23 protein-coding genes and 1 pseudogene are annotated in these 25,514 nt (G+C 64.7%); 12 read left to right on the top strand and 12 right to left on the bottom strand.

What is annotated here, in order from left to right; all coding sequences use genetic code 11:
- Positions 1 to 59 precede the first annotated feature (59 nt).
- Positions 60 to 2,339 (bottom strand): phosphoenolpyruvate--protein phosphotransferase, encoded by a 2,280-nt coding sequence (gene ptsP, locus N5C91_RS00860; RefSeq protein ID WP_236174368.1) that lies wholly within the window; start codon positions 2,337 to 2,339, stop codon positions 60 to 62.
- Positions 2,340 to 2,370: 31 nt separating this feature from the next.
- A complete protein-coding gene (locus tag N5C91_RS00855; protein WP_017520843.1) occupies positions 2,371 to 2,850 on the bottom strand; it encodes an RNA pyrophosphohydrolase in 480 nt (159 codons plus the stop codon).
- Positions 2,851 to 2,997: 147 nt separating this feature from the next.
- On the opposite strand from N5C91_RS00855, the gene N5C91_RS00850 reads away from it, so the two are divergent.
- Complete coding sequence (locus N5C91_RS00850) at positions 2,998 to 3,654, top strand: HAD family hydrolase (RefSeq protein ID WP_236199206.1); 657 nt, start codon at positions 2,998 to 3,000, stop codon at positions 3,652 to 3,654.
- Between the two features lie 4 nt (positions 3,655 to 3,658).
- On the opposite strand, the gene N5C91_RS00845 is transcribed toward N5C91_RS00850, so the two are convergent.
- The 3 genes from N5C91_RS00845 to ilvA all read right to left on the bottom strand — a co-directional run bounded on the left by N5C91_RS00845 (position 3,659) and on the right by ilvA (position 6,317).
- Complete coding sequence (locus N5C91_RS00845; protein ID WP_279826996.1) at positions 3,659 to 4,126, bottom strand: DUF2269 domain-containing protein; 468 nt, start codon at positions 4,124 to 4,126, stop codon at positions 3,659 to 3,661.
- Positions 4,127 to 4,136: 10 nt separating this feature from the next.
- Positions 4,137 to 4,604: a DUF2269 domain-containing protein gene (locus tag N5C91_RS00840; protein WP_236174365.1), complete on the bottom strand. Its 468-nt coding sequence runs from the start codon at positions 4,602 to 4,604 to the stop codon at positions 4,137 to 4,139.
- 69 nt (positions 4,605 to 4,673) lie between these two features.
- Positions 4,674 to 6,317: a threonine ammonia-lyase, biosynthetic gene (ilvA, locus tag N5C91_RS00835; protein ID WP_275094711.1), complete on the bottom strand. Its 1,644-nt coding sequence runs from the start codon at positions 6,315 to 6,317 to the stop codon at positions 4,674 to 4,676.
- A gap of 73 nt (positions 6,318 to 6,390) precedes the next feature.
- Between ilvA and rpiA the strand changes: the two genes are divergently transcribed.
- From rpiA to N5C91_RS00820, 3 genes are all read left to right on the top strand, one after another.
- Entirely contained in the window at positions 6,391 to 7,062 is a 672-nt protein-coding gene (gene rpiA / locus N5C91_RS00830; RefSeq protein ID WP_236174363.1) for a ribose-5-phosphate isomerase RpiA, read from the top strand.
- A gap of 89 nt (positions 7,063 to 7,151) precedes the next feature.
- Positions 7,152 to 7,484 carry a YegP family protein gene (locus N5C91_RS00825; RefSeq protein ID WP_236199210.1) on the top strand — a complete coding sequence of 111 codons (333 nt, stop codon included), beginning with the start codon at positions 7,152 to 7,154 and terminating at the stop codon, positions 7,482 to 7,484.
- Positions 7,485 to 7,698: 214 nt separating this feature from the next.
- Complete coding sequence (locus N5C91_RS00820; protein WP_279826989.1) at positions 7,699 to 9,642, top strand: autotransporter domain-containing protein; 1,944 nt, start codon at positions 7,699 to 7,701, stop codon at positions 9,640 to 9,642.
- Between the two features lie 21 nt (positions 9,643 to 9,663).
- Here N5C91_RS00820 and N5C91_RS00815 read toward each other — a convergent pair whose 3' ends face one another.
- Positions 9,664 to 10,587: an SdiA-regulated domain-containing protein gene (locus N5C91_RS00815; RefSeq protein WP_279826986.1), complete on the bottom strand. Its 924-nt coding sequence runs from the start codon at positions 10,585 to 10,587 to the stop codon at positions 9,664 to 9,666.
- Positions 10,588 to 10,735: 148 nt separating this feature from the next.
- Here N5C91_RS00815 and N5C91_RS00810 point away from each other — a divergent pair, with 148 nt between their 5' ends.
- The 7 genes and pseudogenes from N5C91_RS00810 to N5C91_RS00780 all read left to right on the top strand — a co-directional run bounded on the left by N5C91_RS00810 (position 10,736) and on the right by N5C91_RS00780 (position 18,827).
- Positions 10,736 to 11,752, top strand: a complete 1,017-nt coding sequence (locus N5C91_RS00810; protein WP_236174359.1) for an AraC family transcriptional regulator — start codon at positions 10,736 to 10,738, stop codon at positions 11,750 to 11,752.
- Positions 11,753 to 12,117: 365 nt separating this feature from the next.
- The gene (locus tag N5C91_RS00805) at positions 12,118 to 13,167 is read left to right on the top strand and encodes an ABC transporter ATP-binding protein (RefSeq protein WP_236199213.1); all 1,050 of its coding nucleotides are present in this window, start codon (positions 12,118 to 12,120) and stop codon (positions 13,165 to 13,167) included.
- Positions 13,164 to 14,077: pseudogene (locus tag N5C91_RS00800) on the top strand (ABC transporter permease). The gene N5C91_RS00805 and the pseudogene N5C91_RS00800 overlap by 4 nt, the downstream one beginning before the upstream one ends.
- Positions 14,074 to 14,862, top strand: a complete 789-nt coding sequence (locus N5C91_RS00795; RefSeq protein WP_236174356.1) for an ABC transporter permease — start codon at positions 14,074 to 14,076, stop codon at positions 14,860 to 14,862. Before N5C91_RS00800 ends, N5C91_RS00795 begins: the two are co-directional and overlap by 4 nt.
- Positions 14,863 to 14,905: 43 nt before the next feature.
- Positions 14,906 to 15,955: an extracellular solute-binding protein gene (locus N5C91_RS00790; RefSeq protein WP_236199214.1), complete on the top strand. Its 1,050-nt coding sequence runs from the start codon at positions 14,906 to 14,908 to the stop codon at positions 15,953 to 15,955.
- 387 nt (positions 15,956 to 16,342) lie between these two features.
- Complete coding sequence (locus N5C91_RS00785) at positions 16,343 to 17,740, top strand: APC family permease (RefSeq protein ID WP_236174354.1); 1,398 nt, start codon at positions 16,343 to 16,345, stop codon at positions 17,738 to 17,740.
- A 55-nt stretch (positions 17,741 to 17,795) separates the two neighbouring features.
- A complete protein-coding gene (locus N5C91_RS00780; RefSeq protein ID WP_279826978.1) occupies positions 17,796 to 18,827 on the top strand; it encodes a histone deacetylase family protein in 1,032 nt (343 codons plus the stop codon).
- Between the two features lie 171 nt (positions 18,828 to 18,998).
- Here the strand turns inward: N5C91_RS00780 and N5C91_RS00775 are convergent, their stop codons facing one another.
- From N5C91_RS00775 to N5C91_RS00760, 4 genes are all read right to left on the bottom strand, one after another.
- A complete protein-coding gene (locus N5C91_RS00775; protein WP_236174352.1) occupies positions 18,999 to 19,382 on the bottom strand; it encodes a NirD/YgiW/YdeI family stress tolerance protein in 384 nt (127 codons plus the stop codon).
- 119 nt (positions 19,383 to 19,501) lie between these two features.
- Positions 19,502 to 20,422 (bottom strand): SdiA-regulated domain-containing protein, encoded by a 921-nt coding sequence (locus N5C91_RS00770; protein WP_279826975.1) that lies wholly within the window; start codon positions 20,420 to 20,422, stop codon positions 19,502 to 19,504.
- A gap of 85 nt (positions 20,423 to 20,507) precedes the next feature.
- Positions 20,508 to 21,173 (bottom strand): fumarylacetoacetate hydrolase family protein, encoded by a 666-nt coding sequence (locus tag N5C91_RS00765; protein WP_236174350.1) that lies wholly within the window; start codon positions 21,171 to 21,173, stop codon positions 20,508 to 20,510.
- A gap of 148 nt (positions 21,174 to 21,321) precedes the next feature.
- Positions 21,322 to 22,716, bottom strand: coding sequence for an FAD-binding oxidoreductase (locus N5C91_RS00760; RefSeq protein WP_024762157.1), 1,395 nt, complete (start codon positions 22,714 to 22,716; stop codon positions 21,322 to 21,324).
- Between the two features lie 190 nt (positions 22,717 to 22,906).
- On the opposite strand from N5C91_RS00760, the gene serA reads away from it, so the two are divergent.
- On the top strand, positions 22,907 to 24,136 hold the full coding sequence (serA, locus tag N5C91_RS00755; protein WP_236174349.1) for a phosphoglycerate dehydrogenase: 1,230 nt from the start codon (positions 22,907 to 22,909) through the stop codon (positions 24,134 to 24,136).
- 187 nt (positions 24,137 to 24,323) lie between these two features.
- Here serA and N5C91_RS00750 read toward each other — a convergent pair whose 3' ends face one another.
- On the bottom strand, positions 24,324 to 24,755 hold the full coding sequence (locus N5C91_RS00750) for a DUF4399 domain-containing protein (RefSeq protein ID WP_017520821.1): 432 nt from the start codon (positions 24,753 to 24,755) through the stop codon (positions 24,324 to 24,326).
- A 140-nt stretch (positions 24,756 to 24,895) separates the two neighbouring features.
- Positions 24,896 to 25,390 carry a DUF523 domain-containing protein gene (locus N5C91_RS00745; protein ID WP_236174347.1) on the bottom strand — a complete coding sequence of 165 codons (495 nt, stop codon included), beginning with the start codon at positions 25,388 to 25,390 and terminating at the stop codon, positions 24,896 to 24,898.
- Between the last annotated feature and the right edge of the window lie 124 nt (positions 25,391 to 25,514).

The raw sequence follows: 25,514 nt of genomic DNA, 5'->3' as shown, positions 1-25,514 counted from the left end.
GCCTCGTCGTCTTCGAGCCCCCGGAAATGCACGGATCCGGAAGGCGTTTTTCGCCAGCGTCAGGCCTGGATGGTTGCCGCCGGATTGATCACGCGGCCCAGCCCCAGGTTGCGCAGGGCCAGGTGCAGCGAACTGTGGATAACCTGCGGGTTGTCGAAGGTCATCAGTTGGCCGAGCAGCTCGCGGGCTCTGGACAAGGTCATCTGGCGCAACAGCCATTTAACCTTGGGCAAGTTGGTGGCGTTCATCGACAGCGAGTCGAACCCCATCGCCATCAGCAGTACGGCAGCCGCCGGATCGCCGGCCATTTCGCCGCAGATACTCACCGGCTTGCCTTCGTCGTGCGCACCATTGACCACGATCCGCAGTGCTTGCAGCACGGCCGGATGCAGGTAGTCGTAGAGATCGGCGACCCGTGGGTTGTTGCGGTCGACCGCCAGCAGATACTGGGTCAGGTCGTTGGAACCGACCGAAATGAAGTCCACCTGACGCGCCAGCTCACGGATTTGGTACACCGCAGCTGGAATCTCAATCATCATGCCGATCGGCGGCATGGGGATGTCCACGCCTTCGTCGCGCACCTCGCCCCAGGCGCGGTGGATCAGGTGCAACGCTTCTTCCAGCTCGTGGGTGCCGGAGATCATCGGCAGCAGGATGCGCAGGTTGTCCAGGCCCTCACTGGCCTTGAGCATGGCGCGGGTCTGCACCAGGAAGATTTCCGGGTGGTCGAGGGTGACGCGGATGCCGCGCCAGCCGAGGAAGGGGTTGTCTTCCTTGATCGGGAAGTAGGACAGCGCCTTGTCACCACCGATGTCCAGGGTACGCATGGTCACCGGCAACGGATGGAAGGCGGCGAGCTGCTCGCGGTAGATGGCGAGCTGCTCCTTCTCGCTGGGGAAGCGGTCGTTGATCATGAACGGCACTTCGGTGCGGTACAGGCCGACGCCCTCGGCGCCGCGCTCCTGGGCACGCGCCACGTCCGCCAGCAGGCCGGTGTTGACCCACAGCGGCATGCGATGGCCGTCCAGCGTCTCGCAGGGCAGCTCGCGCAGTGCGGCCAGGCCCTTGCTCAATTCCTTTTCTTCGGCGACCACTTCGCCGTACTGCTTGACCAGCTGCGGCGACGGGTTGGTATAGATCTCGCCGTGGTAGCCGTCGACGATCAGGTCGATGCCGTCGACCTTGGAATACGGCAGGTCGACCGCGCCCATGACCGTGGGAATACCCATGGCGCGAGCGAGAATGGCAACGTGGGAGTTGCCCGAGCCGAGTACCGAGATCAGACCCACCAGCTTGCCCTCGGGCACTTCGCCGAGCATCGCCGGCGACAGTTCCTCGCTGACGATGATGGTCTGGTCGGGGTAGGTCAGTGTCTGCTTACGCTCTTCCTGCAGGTAGGCGAGGATGCGCCGGCCGATGTCCTTGACGTCGGAGGCGCGCTCGCGCAGGTAGGCGTCGTCCATCAGCTCGAAGCGCTGCACGTGCTCCATGACCACCTGGCGCAGGGCGCCCTGGGCCCACTGGCCGGTGCGGATGATGCGTTTGACTTCGAGGCCGATGGAGGCGTCGTCGAGCATCATCAGGTAGACATCGAACAGCGCGCGCTCTTCCTTGCGCAGCTGGGTGGCCAGCTTGCTGGAGAGATTGCGCATATCCTCGCGGACTGATTCCAGCGCCTGCTTGAAGCGCTCGATCTCGGCCTCGACGTCGTCGATGGGCTTGTCCGGAACGACTTCCAGGTCAGCCGGCGGCAGCACCACCACGGCCTTGCCCACGGCCACGCCGGGAGCGCCGGGAACGCCGACGAACTTGGCTTCGCTGATGCCCTTGCCGAGCTTGCCCAGGCCGCGGATCGAGCCGGTGGCCTCGGCATGGGCGATAACGCCAGCGAGCTGCGCGCTCATGGTGACGAGGAAGGCTTCCTCGCCTTCGTCGAACTGGCGCTTCTCTTTCTGCTGCACGACCAGAACGCCCATCACCCGACGATGGTGGATGATCGGCGCGCCGAGGAAGGAGGCATAGCGCTCCTCGCCGGTCTCGGCGAAGTAGCGGTAACGGGGGTGTTCGGAGGCGTTCTCGAGGTTCAGCGGCTCCTCGCGGGTGCCGACCAGACCGACCAGGCCCTCGTTGGGCGCCATGCTGACCTTGCCGATGGAGCGCTTGTTCAGGCCCTCGGTGGCCATCAGCACGAAGCGGTTGCTCTCCGGGTCCAGCAGGTAGACCGAGCAGACCTGGGTGCCCATCGCCTCCTTCACGCGCTGCACGATGATGCCCAGCGCCGCCTTGAGGTCCTTGGCGGAGTTCACTTCCTGGACGATCTTACGCAGCGTGTTGAGCATGGCGTGGGGGTCTAACTCCTTGAATTTCGTGCTAGTCGCGCGCCAGCAGGCGCGGTGCCAATTCCTTCAGGGCCCGGCGGTAGACCTCGCGCTTGAAGGTCACGACCTGGCCCAGCGGGTACCAGTAGCTCACCCATTTCCAGCCGTCGAATTCGGGCTTGCCGGTCACATCCATGCGCACCCGGCTTTCCTCGCCGGTCAGGCGCAGCAGGAACCACTTCTGTTTCTGCCCGATGCACAGCGGCTGGCTGTTGGTACGCACCAGGCGTTGCGGCAGCCGGTAACGCAGCCAACCGCGGGTACAGGCAAGGATCTTGACGTCCTGCTCTTCCAGGCCGACTTCTTCGTTCAGTTCTCGGTACAGCGCTTCCTCAGGGGTTTCGCGGGCGTTGATGCCGCCCTGGGGAAATTGCCAGGCTTCCTGGTTGATGCGCCGTGCCCACAGTACCTGTCCGACATCGTTGCAAAGGATGATGCCGACATTGGGGCGAAAACCATCGGGATCGATCACGGCGGTACATCCTCGAAATCGCGTGTGCCCGCATTGTTCCACAAAGCTTGTGACAGCGGCAACGCGGGCTGCGGCGTCCTGTGCTGGCTGGGCAAAAGCCGTTACTCTAGGCGACTTTTCGGTATTGGCAACTGACGGTAATCCAACGTGCGACTGGCTCTCTTCGATCTCGACAACACCCTCCTGGCCGGCGACAGCGACCATAGCTGGGGCGAATGGCTGTGCCAGCGCGGACTGGTGGACGCTGGCGAGTACCAGGCGCGCAATGACGCTTTCTATGCCGATTACATGGCCGGCACCCTCGACGTGTTCGCCTACCAGGCCTTCACCCAGGCGATTCTGGGCCGCACCGACCTGGCGCAACTGGCCGCCTGGCACCGCCAGTTCATGGAAGAAGTCATCGAGCCCATCGTCCTGGCCAAGGGCGAGGCCCTGCTGGCCGAGCACCGCGCTGCCGGCGACAAGCTGGTGATCATCACCGCCACCAACCGCTTCATCACCGCACCCATCGCCGAGCGTCTGGGCGTGGAAACCCTGATCGCCACCGAGTGCGAGATGCAGGACGGTCGCTATACCGGCCAGACCTGCGGAGTGCCCTGCTTCCAGGGCGGCAAGGTGACCCGCCTGAACCGCTGGCTCGAAGAAACCGGCCTGGGCCTGGACGACGCCTATTTCTACAGCGACTCGCGCAACGACCTGCCGCTGCTGGAGCTAGTCGCCAACCCAGTGGCCGTCGACCCCGACGACACTCTGCGGAGCATCGCCACCGAGCGCGGCTGGCCGGTGCTCAGCCTGCGTGTCTGAGCGCTCAGAAGCCCTTGTTGACCATCAGGTGGAAGATCGCCAGGAAGGCCAGGAACGCCGGCCAGCCCAGGGCGAACCACCAGCGCATATAGAGGAAGGTTTGCGGCGCTAGCGCCGTGCCTTCCCGGTGTGCCGCCTCGGCCAGGTCGCGCACGCGAATCTGCAGCCAGACCACGGGCAACCAGCAGGCGCCGGCGAACACATACAGCCCCAGGCTCCACAGCAGCCAGCCCGAATCCAGCGGCCAGCCGGCCATATGCGCCATGGCGATGCCGCTCAGCGGCTGGAACACCGCCGTAGTAGCGATGAACAGCCAGTCGGCGGTGACCAGGTGGCGGAAGGTGATGCGGATCGCTTGCAGATTGCCGCTGCGCCAGGCGCGCCAGCTGTAGTAGGCCGAGCCCAGGCCGGTGCCGAACAGCAGCGTGGAAGACAGGATGTGCAGGGTCTTGAGCAGCAGGTAGAGGTTCACGCGGCGGGCATCACACCGGTTTGCTGATCATCAGCACCAGGATTGCGATCACGCACAGCAGCGCCAGCGCGAAGAAGGCCAGGCCGAACTTCCACTGGCGTGAGGCGCCCGCGGCGATCGGCTCGCCGCTGCTCTGCGCCACCAGTGCCAGGTCGCGGATGCGCCACAGGCGCGTGGTGAACAGCAGCCAGAAGATCGTCGCGACGATCAGCAGGCAGGCACTGCCCAGCAGCCAGGTCTGCCCCAGCGGCCAGCCGACGGTCTGCACCATGCGATAGCCGGTCACCGGCAGGCTGGCGACGCTGCCGGCCACCAGCACCCAGCCGATCAGGCCGATGCGCTGCAGCGCCTTGGCGATCACCCCGGCGTCGCCACCACGCCAGCTGCGCCAGCCGTACCAGGCCAGGCCGATGATGGCCAGGAACGGCAGCACCGCGGCGATGCCGTGGAGGATGCGGAAGGTCTGCAGGCTTTCCATTTCAATTCCCTGTGAAGAAGGCGGCGTTCCGACAAGCCTAGCAGCAGTCGCGCCGCCTCTGCCTGATCCTCAGCCGAGGAACAGGCGGTAGGCCGGGTTGTCCGTCTCGTCCCAGTAGGGGTAGCCGATCTCTTCCAGCGCGGCCGCCACCAGGTGACGCTCATCCTCCGGCACCTGCAGGCCCGCCACCACGCGACCGTCGGCGGCGCCGTGGTTGCGGTAGTGGAACAGGGTGATGTTCCAGCGCCCGCCCAGGCGATTAAGGAAGTTGAACAGCGCGCCGGGACGTTCGGGGAACTCGAAGCGGAACACCTGCTCGCCGGAAACGCGCGGCGAATGGCCGCCGACCATGTGACGGATGTGCAGCTTGGCCAACTCGTTGTCGGTCAGGTCGAGCACCGGGAAGCCCTGCTCCTGCAGTTGCTGCACCAGCGCCGCGCGCGGGTCGTTCTCCGGGTGCGTCTGCACGCCGACGAAGATGTGCGCTTCGCTGTCGGTGTTGTAGCGATAGTTGAACTCGGTGATCTGGCGTTTGCCGATGGCCTCACAGAAGGCCTTGAAGCTGCCCGGGCGCTCGGGGATGGTCACGGCGATGATCGCTTCGCGCTTCTCGCCCAGCTCGGCGCGCTCGGCCACGTGGCGCAGGCGGTCGAAGTTGATGTTGGCGCCCGAATCGATGGCGACCAGGGTCTGGCCCTTCACGCCTTCGCGCTCGACGTACTTCTTGATCCCGGCCACCGCCAGCGCGCCGGCGGGCTCGGTGATGGAGCGGGTGTCGTCGTAGATGTCCTTGATCGCCGCGCAGATCTCGTCGGTGCTGACGGTGATCACTTCATCGACGTAGTCCTTGCACAGCTCGAAGTTGTGCTGGCCGATCTGCGCCACGGCGACGCCGTCGGCGAACAGCCCGACCTGCCCCAGCACCACGCGCTCGCCAGCGGCCATGGCGGCCTGCAGGCAGTTGGAGTCGTCCGGCTCGACGCCGATGACCTTGATCTCCGGGCGCAGGTACTTCACATAGGCGGCGATGCCGGCGATCAGGCCGCCGCCGCCGACGGGCACGAAGATCGCGTCGAGGCTGCCCGGATGCTGGCGGAGGATTTCCATCGCCACGGTGCCCTGGCCCGCGATCACATCCGGGTCGTCGTAGGGGTGGATGTAGACGTAGCCCTTCTCTTCCACCAGTTTCAGCGAATGCGCCAGCGCATCGGGGAAAGCATCGCCGTGCAGCACGGCCTTGCCGCCGCGGGCGCGTACGCCCTGGACCTTCAGCTCCGGCGTGGTGCGCGGCATCACGATGGTGGCCTTGATGCCCAGCTCGCGTGCAGCCAGCGCCACGCCCTGGGCGTGGTTGCCGGCGGAGGCGGTGACGACGCCGCGGGCGAGTTCTTCCGGGCTCAGCTGCGCCAGCTTGTTGTAGGCGCCGCGAATCTTGAAGGAGAACACCGGCTGCAGGTCTTCGCGCTTGAGCAGAATCTGGTTGCCCAGACGCTCGGAGAGCTGGCGGGCGGGCTGCAGGGGCGTTTCCACGGCAACGTCGTAGACACGCGAGGTGAGGATCTTCTTGACGTATTGTTCGAGCATCGGAAGGGCTATTTCGGCGGCTTTTCGAGGAACCGCGAGTCTACTCCAGGCGGCGCCGGGCGGGCCACCGAACAATCCGCGCGGAGATGACCATAACAGTTGCCCGGCGGCGCAACACCGGCACGCCATCGACCGCTATAATCCGCCCTCTCGAACTTTCTCCGGCGCCCTTGCGCCCTTCCAGGTAAGAAGACCCTTCGCCATGAACCAGGATCAGCTCAAGCAGGCTGTGGCCCAGGCCGCCGTCGACCACATCCTTCCGCACCTCGACAGCAAGAGCATCGTCGGCGTGGGCACCGGCTCCACCGCCAACTTCTTCATCGACCTGCTGGCCCGGCACAAGGCCGAGTTCGACGGCGCCGTGGCCAGCTCCGAAGCCACCGCCCAACGTCTGAAGGGCCACGGCATCCCGGTCTACGACCTGAACACGGTCAGTGAGCTGGAGTTCTACGTGGACGGTGCTGACGAAACCAACGAGCGCCTGGAGCTGATCAAGGGCGGCGGCGCTGCCCTGACCCGCGAGAAAATTGTTGCCGCCGTGGCCAAGCAGTTCATCTGCATCGCCGACGCCAGCAAGCTGGTGCCGATCCTCGGCGAGTTCCCGCTGCCGGTGGAAGTCATCCCCATGGCCCGCAGCCACGTCGCTCGCCAACTGGTGAAGCTGGGCGGCGACCCGGTGTACCGCGAGGGCGTACTGACCGACAACGGCAACATCATCCTCGACGTGCACAACCTGCGCATCGACAGCCCGGTACAGCTGGAAGAGGCGATCAACAATATCGTCGGCGTGGTCACCAACGGCCTGTTCGCCGCCCGCCCGGCCGACCTGCTGCTGCTGGGCACCGCCGAAGGCGTGAAGACCCTCAAGGTCTGAGCCCCAGGCGCCATCCGCCGGGTGGCGCCTTCCAGAGCCACTGCTGCCGTCTACGCTGGGATGACCTCAAGCCCCAACGGAGACGCAGCATGGCCGCCAAATACCATCTGAAGAAGGCCAGCGATGGCCAGTTCCACTTCAACCTGCACGCCAGCAACGGCGAAATCGTCCTGACCAGCGAGCTGTACAAGGCCAAGACCTCGGCCATCGACGGCATCGAGTCGGTGCGCAAGAACTCCCAGCGCGAAGGCGCCTTCGAAATCAAGGCCGCCGCCAACGGCAAGCACTATTTCGTCCTCAAGGCCACCAACGGCCAGGTCGTCGGGCAGAGCCAGATGTATGCCAGCAAGGCCAGCGCCGAGGCCGGCGTCGCGGCGGTCAAACGTTACGCGGTGGATGCACCGATCAGCGACGACAGCTGACCAAGGCACCGTTTCGGTGAGCGCTCTCACATTTCCGCTCCCCACGGCCGGCGTTGCCGCTGGCCGTGTATCACCTTTGTTACAGTGGCGCGACACCCTCGGTCACTGACGCGTCAAATTCCGCCCATCTCCGGCGAACCGGCCTGCATCCTGCTTTCCTCCGGCGCACGCATCAACGACCGATGCGATTTCAATCGACACAGAGGAAAGTGCCGTGTTCAAACCCTTAGCCGTTGCGGTAAGCCTGGGCTGCGCAGCGTTGGCAAGCGACGCCAACGCCTACGAATACGGGGAGTATGCCGGGGACACCCTGGACACCCTGATCAACGATTACCCCGGCCGTTACCGCGGTACTGCCAGCTTTGCCGGCGCCACCGCGCTGATGCAGTCGCGCCTGGGCTTCGGCTACCAGACGCAGGTCCAGGACTTCACCTGGGCCGGCAACCGCAGCTCGCAGAACGTCATTGCCAGCGCCCCGGGCACCAGCGGCCAGTACGTGGTGCTGGGTGCCCACTACGACACCTACTACGGTCGTCCGACCCTGCAGGGCGTGGACGACAACGGCTCGGGTGCCGCCGTGCTCACGGAGATCGCCCGCAACCTGGGCGGAATCGCCCTGGAGAACGGCCTGGAAGTGGTCGGCTTTGGCGCCGAAGAGGAAGGCCTGCGCGGCTCGCGCGCCTACGTCGCTTCGCTGAGCGATGAGCAGCGCAGCAACCTGCTGGGGATGATCAACCTCGACAGCCTGATCACCGGCGACAAGATGTACGCCCACGCCGGCTTCAACAGCGTCGACAATCCCGCGCTGGGCGTTTACCGCGATCAGCTCCTGCGCATCGCCCAGGAACTGAAGATCCCGCTGTTCACCAACCCCGGCCTGAACGAGGAATACCCTGCCGGCACCGGTTGCTGCAGCGACGGCGAGAGCTTCGAGGGCCTGAACGTTCCGGTGCTGTTCATCGAAGCCACCAACTGGGAACTGGGCGAGCTGGACGGCTACGATCAGACCGACAACCCCGCCATCCCCGGCGGCGCCACCTGGCACAACCCGGCGCTGGACAACGAGCAGGTACTCACTGGCGCCTTTGGCCGGGAGCGCATCGACCAGCGCCTGCGCGACTTCTCCCGCCTGCTTACGCGCCTGGTGCTGGAGCTGACCAACGCCGACCTGCTCGCCTCTACGGCCTCCGGCGGCGCCATGGCGCGGCAGATGGAAGACCAGTTGCAGCGCCAGCACCTGGCCCTGACCCGCCTGCACGACCGTCGCTGGTTGACGCTGCTGGGCAGCTCGCGCCCTGTCGGCAGCTTCGACGGCGCCGTCGGCGTGGAGGGTGAAACCACCCCCGAGAGCGGTTTCGACATGCCCGGCGACCCGCGCTCGCACCGCGCCGGGGTGAACCTGCTGGGTGACTACCGCGCCAGCGAGGCGCTGACCGTTGGCGGCAGCCTGAGCTTCCAGCGCAGCCGCGACAACCTCGACCACAGCGCACGCCTGGAAGCCGAAACCTGGCAGCTCGGCCTCTACGCCCTGCTCAACGACGGCGGCCCAGCCTGGCTCGGCGGCGAGCTGAGCGCCGGCTATGCGGACTTCGACAGCAAGCGCTCGGTGTACCTGAAGGCGAAGAACGGCCCGGTGCTGCTCGACCAGCGCATCGACGGCGACAGCAACGCCTGGTTCTGGGGCGCGCGGGTCGACGGCGGCTACGACTTCGACATCGCCGGCATCAAGACCGGGCCGCAGGGCGGCCTGGACTACGTGCACTACAAGATCGACGACTTCAAGGAGGATGACGACCTGCGCACCGCGCTGGGTTACGAGAAGCAGGACTACGACTCGCTCGAAGCCAGCCTTGGTTGGGGCCTGCGTGGCGAGCTGCCACTGGGTAAACGCATGGCCGTGCAGCCGTACGCCAGCGTGCGCTGGGTGAAGGAATTGGCCGACGGCCGCCTGGACGACATCGCGCTGACCGCCCTGGGCGATGGCCGCACTCGCGTCGCCGACCTCGGCGATGTCGACAAGGACTTCGGCCGCGCCCAGGCCGGCGCTCTGCTGGCGGTCACCGAGCAGTTGGGCGTGTTCGCCGAGGCCAACTCGCGCTTCGCCCACAGCGAAGGCAGCCAGGCGTCCTACTCCCTCGGCGTGCAGTGGCAGTTCTGATCGCTGGAATGCGAGGCGCCCTCAGTGCGCCTCGCGCTTCTTGAATACGTAGAAGAGATTGGGCTCGCTCACCAGGTACAACGTGCCTTGGTCGTCCATGGCAATGCCTTCGGCCTGCGGCACGCTGCGCCGCAAGCCCTGCATGCCGCGCAGCAGCGACAGCGAGCTGATCGGTTCGCCGTCGGCACTCAGCTCCAGTACCAGCCGGGACTCATCGGACAGCGCCAGCAGGTGCCCGCTGCGCTCGTCGTACTGCAGGCTGGACAGATCACGGACGAACAGGTTGCGGTTGTGCTCGAGGTCTTCCACGACATGCACAACGGTGGGCTGCTCCGACTGCTCGTAGGGGAAGCCACGCACCTCGTAGATATGCACCGGCTTGCGCTCCTTGGCGACGAACAGGCGCTTGCCCTGCGAGTCATAGGCCAGCCCCTCGAAGCCGCTGTTGCCGCCGCGTCCCAACGCCAGCGCGAGCTGCTGGGCGTTCTCGGCGTACAGCTCCTTCGTGTCATCGCGCAGTTCCACACGCAGCAGCCGCTGGTGTGTCTCGTCGGTAATCACATAGACGTTGCGGCTGATGTATTCGATGGCTTCGGTATCGCCGAAGCCGTGCAGCGCGATCCTGCGCAGCAGCTTGCCCTCCAGCGACAGCTCGACCAGTTCGTTGTGCTTGTTGGTGACGGTGAAGAGGGTCTGCCGGTCCGGGTCGTAGGTCAGCGCCGAGACGTTGTCCTCCAGGCCCTCGATCGGCTGCGCCTCCAGCACCACGCGGTAGTCGGGCAGCCAGATGGAGGTGTCCTGCCACTGGGCGGCATGGCGCCACTCGTTGAACTTGAACCAGGCGCGCTCGTAGACGCGGAAGCTCTGGCCCAGCGCGAGCAGCAGGGCCAGGGCGAACAGCACCAGCAGCAGGAACAGACGGCGGGGTTTGAGCAGACGGCGCATGGAGGTCTCGGGTGGGATTGGCGGGGCAGATTGGCAGCAGCGCCTGAAGCCAAACTTAAAGGCCACCAGAGGTTGCGGGCAGGCTAGAGTCAGGTTAGCGCAAGTCTGTCCGGTGTTTCTTTCGCAAGAGACTGCAAGAGGCGTATCGATGGCCCAGCATCTACTCCCCGAACAACGCCAGCAGGCGACCCTGCACACCGTGGTGCTGGCGACCGAGGTGCTGCACCACGCTGGCGTGCCGCGCCCGAAGCTGCTGGAAGGCAGCGGCATCGGCGAGGCGGACCTGCTGACTCCGGAAAAACTCATCACCCACGCGCAGGAGCTCCGGGTCTTCGCCAACGCCCTGAACTGCCACCACGACCCGGCGCTGGGTCTTTATCTCGGCTTGCGCATGCATGTCTCGGCGTACGGCATCCTGGGCTACAGCATGCTCGCCAGCCGCACCCTGCGCGATGCGCTGCAACTGGCACTGTCGTTCCCCGAGCTGCTCGGCACCTACTTCCGCCTGGCGCTGACGCCACAGGGCGACGAGGTGCACCTGACCGCCGACGGCTACCGCTACGCGCCGGAGCTGACGGTGTTCAACACCGAGCTGTGCCTGACCTCGCTGCTGACGGTGATCCGCGACCTGCTCGGCGAATCGGTGCGCCCGCGCCGGCTGCTGCTCGCCTACCGGCCGCCGCTGCACGCCGAGACCTACACCGAGCGCCTGGGCTGCCCGGTGGACTTCGGCGCGCCGACCAGCGCGCTGTGCTTCAGCCCGGCACTGCTGGATCGGCCGCTACCGCTGGCCGATCCGGTCAGTTGCCACAATGGCGTGCAGCAGTGCCTGCGCATGAGCGCCATGCTCACTGCCCGCGGCGATGTGATCGACCAGTTGCGCCAGCACCTCGCCAGCCACCTGCACGACACCGCCAGCCTGGACACCGTGGCCCGCCACCTGCACCGCTCCACCCGCACCCTGCGCCGCCACCTGCAGCAGCAGAACACCAGTTATCAACAGGTGCTCGACGAGGTGCGCTTCGACCGCGCTCGGCAATTGCTCAAGGACACCGACCTGCCGATCTACCTGATCGCCGAGCAACTGGGCTACAGCGAGACAGCCAGCTTCCGCCATGCCTTCCAGCGCTGGAGCGGGGCGAGTCCGAGCCTGTATCGAGGCTGATGCCCAGTCGCTCTTCGTCGGCTGGCGTGGAGCGATACCCATCAGCCCAGCACCTGCAGCATGGGTCGGTGCGGACTCGAACCCAGGCTTCAGCTTTCACCCACAGCACCGGCAAGGATGGATGGAACGGCGATTTCGATCCCGTTCGCGAGCAAGCTCGCTCCTAAAAAATCGGCATCCCGCTGACGCCCGAAATCCAGCATTGCAGGGCGCATTTTCAACTTGGCCTGATTTATCCCTTATTGGCCTGATCTATCGTTCTGCCCATCCCGGCGCTTGGTCATTATCAATCCGCAGCTAGGTGAAACGGTCCTAGAAACCGTAAAACCTCAACAATAACAACTGCTTAACTGCATGGTACAAGCATGACCAGCGCGATCACCATCGAGCGGATATGCATGGAGTTCGGTACACCCGGACAAGGCCTCAAGGCCCTGGATGACGTGTCACTGGAAATCCGCGCCAACGAGTTCTTCACCCTCCTCGGCCCGTCGGGCTGCGGCAAGACCACCTTGCTGCGACTGATCGCCGGCTTCGAACAACCCTCCTCCGGCAGCATTCGCCTGTATGGCGACCCGATGGAAGGTCTTCCGCCCTTCCGCCGTCCGGTCAATACCGTCTTCCAGAGCTACGCCCTGTTCCCCCACATGACCGTGGCGGAAAACATCGCCTTCGGCCTGGAAATGCAGGGCAAGCAGCGCAACGACATCGACGCCACCGTGCAGAAGATGCTCGACCTGGTACGCCTGCCCGACGTCGGCAAGCGCCGCGCCGACCAGCTTTCCGGCGGCCAGCAACAGCGCATCGCCCTGGCCCGCGCGCTGGCCAGCCGCCCCAAGGTGCTGCTGCTCGACGAATCGCTTTCCGCGCTGGACCTCAAGCTGCGCAAGGAAATGCAGATCGAGCTCAAGCGCCTGCAGCACGAGACTGGCATCACCTTCATCTTCGTCACCCATGACCAGGAAGAAGCGCTGACCATGTCCGACCGCATCGCCGTGATGAGCCGCGGCAAGGTCATGCAGATCGGCACGCCCACCGAGATCTACGAAGCGCCGGTCAACCGCCTGGTGGCCGACTTCATCGGCGAGACCAACTTCCTTGAAGGCGAATCCAGCGGTGACAGCGTGCGCCTGGCCGATGGCCAGACGCTGCCGGCCGCCACCACCCTGCCCGGCAAGGTGACCCTGGCGATCCGCCCGGAACGTACCGAGCTGGCTCAGGATGGCCAACTCGAAGGCGTGGTCGAGAACATCGTCTACGTCGGCACCGACACCGTGTACCACCTCAACGTCGCCGGTCAGGGCGGCTTCCGGGTCCGTCAGCAGAACCGCGACGGCGCCCTTTCCACCCACGCGCCCGGCGCGCGGGTGCGGGTCCGCATTCCCGCCACCGCCATCCGGGTGCTGGCCGAATGAGTACACTGCGCGCACAAGCGGAACGCCAATCACTGTTCAAGCGCCTGGCCCTGACCAGCCCGGCGATGATCATGCTGGTGGTGTTCCTGGTCCTGCCGCTTGGCATCATGTTCGCCGTGTCGATCCAGGCACCGGGGGACTACGGCGGCGTGAAATGGGGCCAGCACACCGTCGAGGCCTACATCAACTTCCTCTGGGAACGCGACCTGGACGACAGCCTGGCGTTCAACGCCGACTACCTGGGCATCTTCCAGCGCTCGTTCTGGCTGTCGATCCTGACCACCCTGGGCTGCGTGCTGATCGGCTTCCCCACCGCGCTGTACCTGGCGCTGCAGGACGAACGCCGGCGCAACCTGTTGCTGTTCCTGGTCACCGTGCCGTTCTGGACCAACCTGCTGGTGCGCGTCTACGCCTGGATGCTGCTGCTGCGCAACGGCGGGCTGATCGACGAAGGCCTGCACGGCCTGGGCTTCTCCAACGCGTCGCTGGGCATTCTCTACACCGACAACGCGGTGATCATCGGCCTGCTCTACACCTACCTGCCGTTCATGGTCCTGCCCATCTACACCAGCCTGGAGAAGATGGACTGGCGCCTGGTGGAAGCGGCCTTCGACCTCGGCGCCAACCGCTGGAAGGCCCTGAAGCGAATCATCATCCCGCTGGCCATGCCCGGCATCGTCGCCGGCTGCATCCTGGTGTTCATCCCTTCGCTGGGCAGCTACATCATTCCCGAACTGCTGGGGGCGGTAAGTCGCTGATGATCGGCAACCTGATCCAGTTGCAGTTCGGTACGGCGCACAACTGGCCGTTCGGCGCGGCGCTGTCCTTCGCCCTGCTGGCCTTCGTGCTGCTGGCGATGCTGATCTACAGCATGCGCTTCAAGCAGGGCGCGTCGGGAGGTCATCCATGAAGTCGGCCAATCCGCTCTGGCGATTCACCGGGGTCCGGCCCGCCGCCTGGCTGTTCTTCGCCTTCCTCTATATCCCGATCTTCGTGCTGGTAGTGCTGAGCTTCAACAGCGGCCAGTCGGCGACGCTGTGGGAAAGCTTCAGCCTGAAGTGGTACGCCGTCGTGGCGGACGACCCGGAAATCCTCCGTGCGGCAAAGAACTCGCTGATCGTCGCCACGCTGGCCACCGTGGTCGCCACCACCCTGGCCACGCTCGCCGCGCTGGGCATGCGCGGCCGCTCGTTCCGCGGGCAGACGCTGATGAGTGGCGTGCTGGGCCTGCCACTGCTGGTGCCGGAGATCGTCACCGCCGTGGCGACCCTGATGTTCTTCGCCTTCATCGGCCTGAAGCTGTCGCTGTTCACCATCCTGCTGGCGCACATCGTGTTCTGCATTCCCTTCGCCTACCTGCCGATCCGCGCCCGCCTCGAAGGCATGGACCCACGGCTGGCGGAAGCGGCGGCAGACCTCTACGCCTCGCCGTGGAAAACCTTCTGGAAGGTGACCTTCCCGCTGCTGACGCCGGGGATCGTGTCCGGGGCGATGCTGGCGTTCATCATCTCGATGGACGACTTCGTCATCACCTACTTCGTCGCTGGCGCCGGGGCCACTACCCTGCCGGTGTACATCTTCAGCTCTATCCGAATGGGGATTTCCCCGAAGATCAACGCCATATCTTCAATAATACTGTTGATTTCCATCGCGTTCGTTGCGTTGTCGTACTACGTCGGCCAGCGTCGCCGCTGACCTCCTGCCGCCAAACAAAACAACATTGCAAGGAGCTTCACCGATGAAATTCCGCCGTACCCCACTCGCCCGCACGCTCGTCGCCGCCAGCCTGTTGCTGGCCGGCAGCGCCCATGCCGAAGGCACCCTGCACTTCGCCAACTGGTCCGACTACTTCCCGCCGGAACTGCTGAAGAAGTTCGAGAAGGACACCGGCATCCACGCCACCCTGGACTCCTACGACAGCAACGAAACCCTGCTGGCCAAACTGAAAGCCGGCGGCGGCGCCTACGACGTCGTAGTGCCGTCGGACAGCTTCATCGAGATCTTCGTCAAGGAAGGCCTGCTGCAGAAGCTCGACAAGGCGCAGCTGCCGAACCTGGCCAACCTCAAGGACAAGTTCAAGACCCTGACCTACGACCCGGGCCACGACTACTCCGTACCCTACCTGTGGGGCACCACCGGCTACAGCTACGACAGCGCCAAGGTTCCCGGCGGCAAGCTGGACGAAAGCTGGAAGCCGTTCTTCGAGCCGCCGGAGGAGCTGAAAGGCAAGGTCGTCGCGCTCAACTCCATCGAGGAACTCTACGCCCCGGCCTCCTACTTCCTGGGCATCGACGAGTGCACCGAGGACCCGAAAGAGGCGGCGAAGATCCAGGACCTGCTGCTCAAGCAGAAACCGATGCTGGCCATGTACAACAGCGATGGCACCATCGAGCGCATGGCCGCTGGCGAAGTCTCCATGCACCAGCAATGGAACGGCGCCTTCCACCGCGCCCACGCGCAGCGCGCCAGCCTGGTCTACGTCTATCCGAAGGAAGGTGTGCGCCTGTTCATCGACAACCTGACCATTCCCAAGGACGCCACCAACATCAAGGAGGCCCACGCCTTCCTGAACTGGATGATGCAGCCTGAAAACATTGCCCTGGCCTCCAACTTCGCCAAGTACAACAACGCCATCGAAGGTTCGGACAAATTCATGGACAAGGAGCTGTTCGACGATCCGGCGATCAACACCCCGGCGGACAAGCTGGATCGCCTGAAGCCCTTCAAGCTCTGCTCGCCGAAAGCGCTGCAACTGCGCTCCAAGGTCTGGACCAAGCTGAAGAAATGACCCGCAGGTCACCCGGCGTGGCGGTGCGCGCCGGGTGACCCTGACAGCCATTTTGGCCATTTCGATCCCTTTTTGACCCTTTGCAGGGTTCTGCCCGGTGACCTCGGTTGCTAGAGTCGGGCGGCTCGCGCAGGGAGCGGCTGGAAAGGCGGCCAGCCCTTGCACCATCACTGATGGCGCAGGGAAATCCCGAGGGAACGCGAGCGCGTTATCCACAAGAACAAATGCCCCGAGAACGCCCATGACCAGCTTTTGCGTCACCCTGCAGCAAACACCCTCACTCCTCGCGCGTCGTCATCGCTGCGGCTGAGCCGTAAGCCGATGACTTCAGGACGGCCACCGAACGCCGCCCGCCCGCAAGACAACAACAATCGCGAGGACTCCCCCATGGCCAGCCAACACAGCGCCAGCACTGCAAACATTCAACAAAGCACCCAACAGGGCACCCCGGCCAACGCCGACGCCCGCCTGAAACGCGTCCTCGGCCTGCCCGCCCTGGTCTTCTTCGGCCTGGTCTACATGGTCCCGCTGACCATGTTCACCACCTACGGCGTGGTCACCGAGATGACCGGCGGCCGTACCGCCAGCGCCTACCTGATCACCCTGCTGGCGATGCTGTTCACCGCCGCCTCCTACAGCTTCATGGTGCGCAAGTATCCGATCTCGGGTTCCGCGTATTCCTACACCAGCCTGAGCTTCGGCCCGGTGGTCGGCTTCCTGTCCGGCTGGTCGTTGCTGCTCGATTACCTGTTCCTGCCGATGATCAACTACCTGCTCATCGGCCTGTTCATGAATATCGCCTTCCCGGAAATCCCGGCCTGGATATTCGTGGTCGCCTCCATCGCGCTGGTCACCGTGCTCAATGTGGTCGGCATCAGCCAGGTCGCCGGCATGAGCAACGTCATCGTCGGTGCGCAGCTGGTATTCATCGCCGTCTTCGTGGTCATGTCGATCAAGACCCTGGCTGGCGGCGCCGCGATCGACTTCAGCCTGCCCTTCGTCGGCGACGGCAGCCAGCCCGGCTTTGCCCCGCTGATGGCCGGCGCCGCAGTGCTGTGCCTGTCGTTCCTGGGCTTCGACGCGGTCTCCACCATGGCCGAGGAAACCCGTGACGCACGCCGCGACATCCCCCGCGCGATCATCATCACCACCGTCATCGCCGGCCTGATGTTCACCCTGCTGGCGGTCATCAGCCAGTTGGTCTTCCCCGGCAGCGTATTCCAGAACGCCGACTCGGCGGCCAACGAAGTGATGCTCAAGGCTGGCGGCCAGTTCCTCGGCAACTTCTTCACCTCCGCCTACATCGCCGGCTGCATCGGCTCGGCGCTGGCCTCCCAGGCTTCGGTGTCGCGCATCATCTTCACCATGGGCCGCGATGGCATCCTGCCGCGCAGCCTGTTCGGTGTCCTCCATGCGCGCTTCCAGACCCCGGTGGTGGCAATCCTGGTGGTATCGGCGATCTCCCTGCTGGCGGTGGTGCTGGACCTGACCACACTCGCCTCGATGATCAGCTTCGGCGCGCTGGTGGCCTTCTCCGTGGTCAACCTGGCGGTGATCCGCACCTACCTGGGCGTCGAACGCCGCCGCGGTGCGAAGAACATCCTGGTGTACGGGGCGATTCCGTTCATCGGCCTGTGCCTGACCCTGTGGCTGTGGACCAGCCTCTCGCAGCTGACGCTGGTCGTCGGCCTGAGCTGGTTCGCAGTCGGCTTCGCTTACCTGGCGGTGCATACCGGCGGCTTCCGTCGCAAGGCACCGAGCGTGAATTTCGAGGAAAACGCCTGACGGCAGAGCTATTCAGAACCCAACGGGCGCCCGGAGGCGCCCTCAGGAGCGCGTGATGTTGACGATCTATACCGACGACCATCGCTTGCACCACGGTCAGCACGAGCTGATCGGCGGCCAGTTCACCCCCTGCTTCGAAAAGCCCAGCCGCGCCGACATGGTGCTGGACCGGGCCAAGGCGGTGAAACTGGGCAACATCCAGGCCCCGCGCGATTTCGGCCTGGAGCCCATCCTGAGGGTGCACAGCGAAGGTTTCGTGCGGTTCCTGCAGCACGCCTGGCGTGACTGGCTGGCCACCGGCCGGACCCACGACATGCTGCCGATCTGCTGGCCTACCCGCCGCCTGCGGCAGAAGGAACCGGACAGCATCGACGGGCGCCTGGGCTACTACAGCCTGGACGCCGGCGCGCCGATCACTGCCGGCACCTGGCAGGCGGTGCTCAGCTCGGTGAACGTGGCGATGACCGGCCAGGCCGAACTGGCCAAGGGCGCGCGTTCGGTGTTCTCGCTCTGCCGTCCGCCGGGGCACCACGCCTCGGCGGACTTCATGGGCGGTTACTGCTTCTTCAACAACGCGGCCGTCGCCGCCCAGTCGATCCTCGACCAGGGCGCCAACCGCGTGGCCATCCTCGACGTCGACTACCACCACGGCAACGGCACCCAAGACATCTTCTACGACCGCGCCGACGTGCTGTTCACCTCGATCCACGGTGATCCGCGCTTCGAGTATCCCTACTTCCTCGGCTACGCCGATGAAAAGGGCCAGGGCGTGGGCGAAGGCTTCAACTTCAACTACCCGCTGGCCTCGGGCAGCGACTGGTCGGTGTGGAGCCTGGCGCTGCAGGCGGCGATCCGGCAGATCTCGGCGTACAAGCCGGACGTGCTGATCGTCTCGCTGGGGGTGGATACCTACAAGGAAGACCCGATCTCCCAGTTCAAGCTGGACAGCCCGGACTACCTGCGCATGGGCGAGGCCATCGGCAAGCTCGGCCTGCCGACCCTGTTCGTGATGGAAGGGGGTTATGCGGTGGAAGAGATCGGTATCAATGCGATCAACGTGCTGCAGGGCTTCGAAAGCATCGGTTGAGGGCTGTTTGTAGGAGCGAGCTTGCTCGCGAACCCTGGCAATCCCCAGATAACCCGGCGTGCGCTGGGAAATGTTCGCGAGCAAGCTCGCTCCTACGAAGATCAAATGCGATAAGCCAAAAAGCCGCGCCGGGGATGGGGTTCCCGGCGCGGCTTTTTTATCGAGAGTGGATTACTGGAGGATTTCCACGCGATCCACATCGATATCGGTGGGCTTCTGCTTGTGGTGATCCACTTCACCGGTAAGGCGCACCTTGGTGTTCTCGGAGACCGAGGTGCCGGCCGGCCAATCGTCGTGGTCGATCTCGACCTGGATGCTGCCGGTGGCGTCCTTGAACTCGTAGTGCTCGCTGCTGATGCGCTTGGTGATGGTGCCTTCGAGCACAACCTTGGTGTCATCGGCGGCGGCCTGGGCCTGTTTCACCGTGGTGATCTGTCCGGCAGCCGCGGTAGCGGGCTGGGCATCGCTGCCCGGGCCGGTGTAGCCGCCGGCGGCGAGGGTAACGGTGGAGAACAGGCCAACGGCAGCGATCAGGGGGAGATGACGGAGTTTCATGGAATTGCCTCCTGGGGCGTTTTCGATGGGTTCAGCTTAGTGTCCATGGCTGAAACCAGCCTGAATCAGGACTTAATCCAAGCTTAAGACCGCAGAACCGCCATTTACTCCGATCCGGATCAATCCTTGGCCGGCTGCTCCTCACGCTTGAACACGTAGAACAGGTCCGGCTCGCTGACCATGTAGATGGTGCCCTGCTCGTCGATGGCCACGCCTTCCGCGCGCGGAATCTTGTCGTGCAGGCCGTTCAGTCCACCGAGCAGGCTGATGAAGCTGACCGGCTCGCCCTTCTCGTCCAGCTCCAGCAGCAGGTGCGACTCCGCGGACAGCACCAGGGTGTGCCCGGTACGCGGGTCGATGCTCAGCGCCGAGACGTTGCGCATCATCAACTGCTCGCTGGGCAGCGCCTGCAACGCGCCGCTCAGGCTGGCGCTGCCATCGCTGGCGAGGCTGAACAGGGTCAGCGGGTCGCGCTCCTGGCCGAGCAGCAGGCGATGTTGGCGCGGGTCCCAGGCGATGCCCTCGATGCCTTTGTTTTTCTTGCCACGCTCGCCCAGGTCGAAGCTGGAAAGCTTCTCGGTGCTCAGCTCGCGAGTCTGCGGATCGACGTGGAAGATGGTCAGGGAGTTCTTGCGCTCGTCGGTCACCGCGACGTTGCCGCCTTCGAGCACCGCCACGCCTTCGGGGTTGGCCATGCCCAGCAGCGGAATCACCCGCAGCACGTCGCCGCTGAGCGAGAGCTCGGCCAGCAGGGGCTTCTTGCCGGTGACGGTGAACAGGGTGCGGGTGACCGGATTGTAGGCCAGGTCGGAAGTCTCCTGCCCTTCGATGCCACCCTTGAGCGGTTTGGCCTGGATCACCGCCGTATAGCCCGGCAACCAGATGCTCTCGGCGCGCGCCTGCGCGCTGGTGTCCTGCTCGCGCAGCCACAGGCGCGCACGGTCATCCCAGTGGAAGAGGAAGGTCAGGACGCCGAGCACCACCAGGGCAATCAGCAGGGCCAGCAGCAGCCAGCGAGGACGAAGGACGGACATGGTCATGGCGACTCTTGTTGATCAGCACGGACAAGGCATCCCGCAATAAGCGAAGGCCGCACAAACGGCGGCCTTCGGCGGGACAACGGTGTTAAAGCACGCGGCTTTCGAAGCGGCTGGCGCCGGGAAGTTCCAGCACCACGTCACTGCCGCTCTGCAGCGGGCCGACACCCACTGGCGTGCCGGTGGACACCACATCGCCCGGCTGCAGCGAGAAGTGCCCGCAGATGTGCTGGATCAGCGGCACGATGGGGTTGAGCATGTCGCGGCTGTTGCCGTCCTGGCGGACTTCACCGTCGATGGTCAGGCGAATACCGATGTCAGTCGGATCCGGGAAGTGATCAGCACTGACGAAGGGCGCCAGCACGAAGGCGCCGTCGAAGGACTTGGCCAGCTCCCAGGGCAGGCCCTTTTCCTTCAGCTTGGCCTGCACGTCGCGCAGGGTCAGGTCCAGGGCTGGGGCGTAGCCGGAGATGGCGTCCAGCACTTCCTCGGCACTCGGCTTGCGCGACAGCGGCTTGCCGATCAGCACGGCGATTTCCGCCTCGTAGTGCACCGAGCCACGATCCTCGGGAATGGAGAATCCGCCCGCCTGGGAAACCGTGCAGGAACCGGGCTTGATGAACAGCAAAGGCTCGGTCGGTACCGGGTTGTTCAGCTCCTTGGCGTGCTCCGCATAATTGCGGCCGACGCATACCACCTTGCCCAGGGTGAAATGGATCGGGGTGCCATCGACATACTGATGCTGGTAACTCATGACCGACTCCTGCAACGGATGGAAGAGATGATCCGCGCGGGGCTCGTGATCCCGCGCGGTTGCCCGCATCCTGCCGGCGTACGCGCCACTTCCCGTGACGCTGACGTGCGAAGGGCCGGTAAACCGGCCCTCCTCTATATGCAGCGACTTATTCGGCGAAGATCTTGCCAGGGTTCATGATCCCGTTCGGGTCGAACACCGCCTTGACCGCCTTCATGTAGCCGATTTCAGCCTCGGAGCGAGAGTAACCCAGGTAATCGCGCTTGGTCATGCCCACGCCGTGCTCGGCGGAGATCGAGCCGTTGTACTTCTGCACAGTCTCGAACACCCACTTGTTGACGGTCGCGCACTTGGCGAAGAACTCGTCCTTGGAGAGGTTCTCGGGCTTGAGGATGTTCAGGTGCAGGTTGCCGTCGCCGATGTGGCCGAACCACACGACTTCGAAGTCGGGGTAGTTGGCTTCGACGATGGTGTCGATGTCCTTGAGGAAGGCCGGGACCTTGCTGACGGTGACCGAGATGTCGTTCTTGTACGGCGTCCAGTGGGAGATGGTCTCGGAGATGTACTCGCGCAGCTTCCACAGGTTCTGCAGCTGCTGCTCGCTCTGGCTCATCACGCCGTCCAGCACCCAGCCCTGCTCTACACAATGTTCGAAAGTCGCCAGTGCCTCGTTGGCCACTTCCTCGGTGGTCGCCTCGAATTCCAGCAGCGCGTAGAACGGGCAGTCGGTCTCGAAGGCCGGCGGCACGTCGCCACGGGCCATGATCTTGGCCAGGGCCTTGTCGGAGAAGAATTCGAAGGCGGTCAGGTCCAGCTTGCTCTGGAAAGCATGCAGCACCGGCATGATCGAATCGAAGTCCGGGGTGCCGAGGACCATCGCGGTGAGGTTCTTCGGCTGGCGCTCCAGGCGCATGGTGGCCTCGACCACGAAGCCCAGGGTGCCTTCGGCGCCGATGAACAGTTGGCGCAGGTCGTAGCCGGTGGCGTTCTTGATCAGGTCCTTGTTCAGCTCCAGCAGGTCGCCCTTGCCGGTGACGACCTTCATGCCGGCCACCCAGTTACGGGTCATGCCGTAGCGAATGACCTTGATCCCGCCGGCATTGGTGCCGATGTTGCCGCCAATCTGACTGGAGCCGGACGATGCGAAATCCACCGGGTAATACAGGCCATGCTCTTCGGCGAAGGTCTGCAGCTGCTTGGTGATCACGCCCGGCTGGCAGACCGCGGTGCGGTCGAATTCGTTGAATTCGACGATCTTGTTCATGTAGTCGAAGGCCACGACCACTTCGCCGTTGGCGGCGACGGCGGCGGCGGAGAGACCGGTACGGCCGCCCGAGGGAACCAGCGCGACCTTGTGCTCATTGGCCCAGCGGACGATGGCCTGGACCTGCTCGGTGCTCTTGGGGAAGGCGATCGCCAGGGGTGCCGGGGCGAAATGTTTGGTCCAGTCCTTGCCATAGGTGTCGAGGGAATCGGCGTCTGTCAGCAGCTTCCCGGCATCCAGCAGGGGCTTGAGCGATTCGATCAGGGCGTCGCGGGTCATTGGAGGAACTCTCAAATGGTTCATGGTCGTCCTGAGAACAGCTCAGGTCGCAACCGGGCAAGGAAAAGGGAGAACATGCTAGCATACGCACCCCACGCAGATCGCCACCTGGCGCCAAGCTTGGCACCGGCCGGTCCGGCCTGAGCTGTTCAATTTCTCGCCACATCCCGGGACTACAGGTTCAAAGCAGATGAGCAAGACTTCTCTCGACAAGAGCAAGATCAAATTCCTTCTCCTTGAAGGCGTGCACCAGAACGCCGTCGACACCCTCAAGGCGGCCGGCTACTCCAACATCGAGTACCTCAAGACCGCACTGTCCGGTGACGAGCTGAAGGAAAAGATTGCCGATGCACACTTCATCGGTATCCGCTCCCGCACCCAGCTGACCGAAGAAGTCTTCGACGCTGCCAAGAAGCTGATCGCCGTCGGTTGCTTCTGCATCGGCACCAACCAGGTCAACCTGAACGCGGCCCGCGAGCGCGGCATCGCCGTGTTCAACGCGCCCTACTCCAACACCCGCTCGGTCGCCGAACTGGTGCTGGCCGAAGCCATCCTGCTGCTGCGCGGCATCCCGGAGAAGAATGCCTCCTGCCACCGTGGTGGCTGGATCAAGTCCGCTGCCAACTCCTTCGAGATTCGCGGCAAGAAGCTGGGCATCGTCGGCTACGGTTCGATCGGCACCCAGCTCTCGGTCCTGGCCGAAGCCCTGGGCATGCAGGTGTTCTTCTACGACGTAGTCACCAAGCTGCCGCTGGGTAACGCCCAGCAGGTCGGCAACCTGCACGAGCTGCTCGGCATGTCCGACATCGTCTCGCTGCACGTGCCGGAGCTGCCGTCCACCCAGTGGATGATCGGCGAGAAGGAAATCCGCGCCATCAAGAAAGGCGGCATCCTGATCAACGCCGCCCGTGGCACCGTGGTCGAGCTGGACCACCTGGCCGCCGCGATCAAGGACGAGCACCTGATCGGCGCCGCCATCGACGTGTTCCCGGTCGAGCCCAAGTCCAACGACGACGAGTTCGAAAGCCCGCTGCGCGGCCTGGATCGCGTGATCCTGACGCCGCACATCGGCGGCTCCACCGCCGAAGCCCAGGCCAACATCGGCCTGGAAGTGGCCGAGAAGCTGGTCAAGTACAGCGACAACGGTACCTCGGTATCTTCCGTCAACTTCCCGGAAGTCGCCCTGCCGTCGCACCCGGGCAAACACCGCCTGCTGCACATCCACGAGAACATTCCGGGTGTGATGAGCGAAATCAACAAGGTGTTCGCCGACAACGGCATCAACATCTCCGGCCAGTACCTGCAGACCAACGACAAGGTCGGCTACGTGGTGATCGACGTCGACGCCGAGTACTCGGACCTGGCGCTGGAGAAGCTGCAGCACGTCAACGGCACCATCCGTAGCCGCGTGCTGTTCTAAGCGCTGATTGCGGTAAAGAAAAAGGAGGCCTTCGGGCCTCCTTTTTCGTTTCTGCTCGCTTTGGAATGGCATTCCATGCAGCGTAGGAGCGGACTTTGTCCGCGATCGGCGTCCGGCGCGATGCGAACCTATCGCGGACGGAGTCCGCGCCTGCGCGGATGCCAATCCGGCGCGCGAGGGTGAATCATCACTTCACATTGACGGTGATCTGCTGCGACTCCACCGGCGGGTCGAACGGCACGTGGTTCTTGTCGCCCACCAGCAGTTGCAGGGTGTGCTTGCCCGGCGGCAGCGTTACCTGGGTTTCGGTCTGGCCCTTGCCGAAATGCTTGATCTGGTCGGTCATCGGCAGCGGCATATTCATCGCCGGCTGCTCCTTGAGGTCGATCAGCAGGTGGTGGTGGCCGGTGGCCGGCGAGTCCACGCCAGCGGGCGCGACGCCCATGCCCTTGAGGCCGAATTTGACGGTGAAGGTCTTGTCCACCGTGGCGCCGTCGGCTGGCTCGATGAAGTACACCTTGGCGCCTTCCGGGGCCGGGGTGCGCGGGATATCGGCGGCGACTGCGGAAGTGCCGGCGAGCAGCGCGGCAAGGCCCAGGCAAGGCAGCAGGGTTCTCATGTTCTTCTCCTTCTACTTGGATGACGAAAAGGCGAAGGACCGCTCAGGCCGCCTTCGCCTCCCGCATGGAACGCACAAGCATAGGCGCCCAGGCGCGAGGCTCAAGGAAAATAGTGCGTCTTCGAGTGTCGCCGGGCGCTCTAGCCTCCGGCTTCCAGCCCGGCCAGGCAGACGGCGGCGGCATCCAGCTCTTCCTCGCTGAACACCAGCACGCCCATGCGCTTGAGCGCCGCGGCGGTGACGCCTTCGCCAGCGACCTTCTGGCCACTGAAGCTGCCGTCGTAGTTCTCGCGATTGCCGCAGGAAGGGCTGCGTGCCTTGAGCACCGCCAGGCGGATGTCATGGCGGCGCACCAGCGCCATGGCTTCCTCGGCGCCGAGCAGGAACGCGTCGCTGACGTCTTCGCCCTCCACCGTCAGCACCGGTCGGGCGCGCTCCAGCACGGCCATGCCCTGCCCGCCGGGGATCTCCGCCGGGGCGCGGGGCGTCGGCAGGCCGCCGGCGACTTCCGGGCACAGCGCTACCACCCGCCCCTGGTCCAGCCAGCGTGACAGCAGGTCGAACGGCCCGTGCGCGCCGCCGTCGTAGCGGACGCGATGGCCAAGCAGGCAGCGGCTGACGAGAACCTTCTGCATAGGCGAATCACTCCCTTTTGGAAGGGGACAGACTAGCCGCTCGCCGTTTGGTGGTCACGCCGGGTAACGCAACTTTCATCGGCGCGTGTGTCGCAACAGGTTTCCGCCCCGCCGAAAGTCGGGT

Source organism: Pseudomonas sp. GD03903, assembly GCF_029840045.1.
GTDB lineage: Bacteria > Pseudomonadota > Gammaproteobacteria > Pseudomonadales > Pseudomonadaceae > Pseudomonas > Pseudomonas pseudonitroreducens.
This window is presented reverse-complemented; position numbering and strand designations above follow the sequence as displayed.

What these genes read in the sequence shown, in the direction of transcription:
- N5C91_RS00790 (WP_236199214.1), top strand. Translation starts at nt 14,906, where the DNA reads ATGAAATTCCGCCGTACCCCACTCGCCCGCACGCTCGTCGCCGCCAGC.
- rpiA (WP_236174363.1), top strand. Translation starts at nt 6,391, where the DNA reads ATGAACCAGGATCAGCTCAAGCAGGCTGTGGCCCAGGCCGCCGTCGAC.
- N5C91_RS00825 (WP_236199210.1), top strand. Translation starts at nt 7,152, where the DNA reads ATGGCCGCCAAATACCATCTGAAGAAGGCCAGCGATGGCCAGTTCCAC.
- N5C91_RS00785 (WP_236174354.1), top strand. Translation starts at nt 16,343, where the DNA reads ATGGCCAGCCAACACAGCGCCAGCACTGCAAACATTCAACAAAGCACC.
- N5C91_RS00750 (WP_017520821.1), bottom strand. Translation starts at nt 24,755, where the DNA reads ATGAGAACCCTGCTGCCTTGCCTGGGCCTTGCCGCGCTGCTCGCCGGC.
- ilvA (WP_275094711.1), bottom strand. Translation starts at nt 6,317, where the DNA reads ATGGCGTGCCGGTGTTGCGCCGCCGGGCAACTGTTATGGTCATCTCCG.
- N5C91_RS00780 (WP_279826978.1), top strand. Translation starts at nt 17,796, where the DNA reads ATGTTGACGATCTATACCGACGACCATCGCTTGCACCACGGTCAGCAC.
- N5C91_RS00760 (WP_024762157.1), bottom strand. Translation starts at nt 22,716, where the DNA reads ATGACCCGCGACGCCCTGATCGAATCGCTCAAGCCCCTGCTGGATGCC.
- N5C91_RS00815 (WP_279826986.1), bottom strand. Translation starts at nt 10,587, where the DNA reads ATGCGCCGTCTGCTCAAACCCCGCCGTCTGTTCCTGCTGCTGGTGCTG.
- serA (WP_236174349.1), top strand. Translation starts at nt 22,907, where the DNA reads ATGAGCAAGACTTCTCTCGACAAGAGCAAGATCAAATTCCTTCTCCTT.
- N5C91_RS00795 (WP_236174356.1), top strand. Translation starts at nt 14,074, where the DNA reads ATGAAGTCGGCCAATCCGCTCTGGCGATTCACCGGGGTCCGGCCCGCC.
- N5C91_RS00770 (WP_279826975.1), bottom strand. Translation starts at nt 20,422, where the DNA reads ATGACCATGTCCGTCCTTCGTCCTCGCTGGCTGCTGCTGGCCCTGCTG.
- N5C91_RS00745 (WP_236174347.1), bottom strand. Translation starts at nt 25,390, where the DNA reads ATGCAGAAGGTTCTCGTCAGCCGCTGCCTGCTTGGCCATCGCGTCCGC.
- ptsP (WP_236174368.1), bottom strand. Translation starts at nt 2,339, where the DNA reads ATGCTCAACACGCTGCGTAAGATCGTCCAGGAAGTGAACTCCGCCAAG.
- N5C91_RS00775 (WP_236174352.1), bottom strand. Translation starts at nt 19,382, where the DNA reads ATGAAACTCCGTCATCTCCCCCTGATCGCTGCCGTTGGCCTGTTCTCC.
- N5C91_RS00840 (WP_236174365.1), bottom strand. Translation starts at nt 4,604, where the DNA reads ATGGAAAGCCTGCAGACCTTCCGCATCCTCCACGGCATCGCCGCGGTG.
- N5C91_RS00810 (WP_236174359.1), top strand. Translation starts at nt 10,736, where the DNA reads ATGGCCCAGCATCTACTCCCCGAACAACGCCAGCAGGCGACCCTGCAC.
- N5C91_RS00765 (WP_236174350.1), bottom strand. Translation starts at nt 21,173, where the DNA reads ATGAGTTACCAGCATCAGTATGTCGATGGCACCCCGATCCATTTCACC.
- N5C91_RS00805 (WP_236199213.1), top strand. Translation starts at nt 12,118, where the DNA reads ATGACCAGCGCGATCACCATCGAGCGGATATGCATGGAGTTCGGTACA.